The 2,568-nt window shown below is 53.3% G+C and carries 2 protein-coding genes and 1 pseudogene; all 3 read left to right on the top strand.

Features of this window, described 5'->3' with window-relative positions:
* Positions 1 to 201: pseudogene (locus IBX50_RS19565) on the top strand (acyl-CoA synthetase); the annotation flags it as partial.
* A gap of 2 nt (positions 202 to 203) precedes the next feature.
* Positions 204 to 1,346, top strand: a complete 1,143-nt coding sequence (locus IBX50_RS19560; RefSeq protein ID WP_292258073.1) for an acyl-CoA dehydrogenase family protein — start codon at positions 204 to 206, stop codon at positions 1,344 to 1,346.
* 28 nt (positions 1,347 to 1,374) lie between these two features.
* Positions 1,375 to 2,562: a beta-ketothiolase BktB gene (gene bktB, locus IBX50_RS19555; RefSeq protein ID WP_292258072.1), complete on the top strand. Its 1,188-nt coding sequence runs from the start codon at positions 1,375 to 1,377 to the stop codon at positions 2,560 to 2,562.
* Positions 2,563 to 2,568: the final 6 nt, after the last annotated feature.

Here is a 2,568-nt window from a genome sequence, read left to right as displayed (position 1 = left end):
TGGATTGAAGCCATCACTGCTGTGGTGGTTCTGAAGGATGATGCACAAGTCAGTGAAGACGAACTGATCCAGCATGCCCGCCAGCATCTGGCGCCTTTTAAACTGCCGAAAAAAATCCTTTTCAGCACAACTCTCCCCAAAAGTACCGCAGGCAAGATTCTTAAACGCCACCTGCGGAAAGACCTTTGTAAGGAAACATAGGAATGACCGCAACAGACGAAAACACCCAGCTTTTTTATGACATGATTTGCCGCTTTCTGGAACAGGAAGCCGACCCTTTTTACGACGAATGGGAAGCTGCCGGGCAGGTTCCGCGTGACTTCTGGTTAAAACTGGGCGAAGCCGGAATGCTGGCGATTGATCTGGCCGAAGATTACGGCGGCACTGGTGCCGATTTTGCTATCACCCAACTGGTGATTGAGGAAATCTCACGACGAGGGTTTGGTGGCCTGGCCAGTGGTTACAACATCCACGCCAACATTGTGATTCCCTATCTGGAACACCTGGCCACCGAAGAACAAAAACACCAGTGGTTGCCACGCATGGCCACTGGTGAGGTCATGGGTGCCATTGCCATGACCGAGCCCGGTGCCGGTAGTGATTTGGCGGCAATAAAAACCCGCGCCCAAAAGGTGGATGGCGGCTGGCAGCTGGATGGTTCGAAGATTTTTATCACCAACGGCATGATGGCGGACCTGGTGATTGTCTGTGCCAAAACCGATCCGTCTGCGGGTGCCAAGGGGGTTTCGCTGTTTCTGGTGGATACTCACCTACCCGGTTTTTCCCGTGGTAAACCGATCAAAAAAATCGGCCAGCACGCCAGTGATACCGCCGAGTTGTTTTTTGATGCCATGATGCTGCCAGAAACTGCCCTGCTGGGTCAGGAAGGTTCCGGTTTTGCTTACCTGATGCAGGAATTACCCCGCGAACGTCTGGGTGTTGGCTCCCAGGCACTGGGTGCCATGGAGGGCGCACTGGCACTCACACTGGATTACGTGAAAGAGCGCAAGGCCTTTGGTCAGCGTATTGCCGACTTCCAGAACACCCGCTTTAAGCTGGCCGAAGTTCGGGCCCAAATCGACATGGCTCGCGCCTATTTTGACCTGTGTGTCAGCAAATACCGCCAAGGCCAGATGACACCGACCGATGCCGCCATCCTGAAACTGCAACTGAGTGAAATGCAGTGCAAAACCATTGATGAATGCCTGCAGTTATTTGGTGGTTATGGCTACACCCTCGAATACCCAATTTCACGTTTTTATGTTGATGCCCGCATTCAGACCATTTATGCCGGCACCTCGGAAATCATGAAAGAAGTGATTGCCCGCTCCATGCTGGGCAAATAACCCAGTCAATAAACAACAGGATCACAAGATGAAATTTAACTCGGTTGTCATTATTGAAGGTGCACGTACTGCCATTGGTGGTTTTGGTGGCAGTCTGTCAGCACTCAGCCCAGCTGAACTGGGCACCGCGACAGCAAAAGAAGTGATTCAGCGCAGCGGCGTGCAGGCATCTGACATCGATCATGCCGTGTATGGTCACATCATCACCACTGCCCCGCAGGATGCCTATTTATCCCGCCACATTGCCCTCAACAGCGGTTTACCGCAAACCTCAGCAGCACTTAACGTCAACCGCCTGTGCGGTTCCGGTTTGCAGGCCATCATTTCTGCTGCCCAGCTGATTGAAGGTGGTGACTCCAGTTTGGCACTGGCCGGTGGTGCTGAGTCCATGAGTCAGGGTGCTTACCTGCTGCCCAAAGCCCGTAACGGCTTGCGTATGGGTGATGGTTCGGTGGTGGATCTCACCCTGGGCATTCTCAGTGATCCCTTTGGCAGTGGTCACATGGGCATCACCGCAGAAAACATCGCCGCCAAATACGGCTACACCCGTGAGCAGGTGGATGCCTTTGCCCTGCAAAGTCACCAGAAGGCTGCTGCCGCAATGGCTGAAGGTCGGTTTACTGATCAGATTGTACCTGTCTCGGTGAAAAAAGGCCGTGAACAGGTGGAATTCAGCCTGGATGAACATGTACGCCAGAATGCCAGTACTGAAGACTTTGCGCGTTTAAAACCTGCTTTTAAACAAGATGGACTGGTCACTGCCGGTAATGCTTCTGGCATCAACGATGGTGCAGCCACCCTGCTACTGGCTCATGCCGAAGAAGCCCGCAAACTGGGTCTGAAACCTCGTGCCCGTATTCTGTCCTGTGCTTTTGCCGGTGTTGATCCACAACTGATGGGTATGGGACCCGTACCCGCTGTACGTTGCTGCCTGGAACAAGCCGGCTTAAAAGTCAGTGATCTGGATGTGATTGAATCCAATGAAGCCTTTGCCTCCCAGGCGATGGCCGTGGCACAAGAGCTGGACTTCCCGGCAGACAAACTCAATCCCAACGGTGGTGCGGTGGGCATGGGGCATCCAGTGGGAGCGACAGGTGCTATCCTGACGGTAAAAACCCTGTATGAGCTGGAGCGTATCAACGGACGTTACGGCCTGATCACCCTGTGTATTGGTGGTGGTCAGGGCATTGCACTGGTGATCGAGCGTTGTAACTAAGTTTAG

Source organism: Marinospirillum sp. (genome assembly GCF_014859565.1).
This window is presented reverse-complemented; position numbering and strand designations above follow the sequence as displayed.

Excerpts from the sequence above, each read along its gene's own strand:
- IBX50_RS19560 (WP_292258073.1), top strand. The coding sequence starts at position 204 with ATGACCGCAACAGACGAAAACACCCAGCTTTTTTATGACATGATTTGC.
- bktB (WP_292258072.1), top strand. The coding sequence starts at position 1,375 with ATGAAATTTAACTCGGTTGTCATTATTGAAGGTGCACGTACTGCCATT.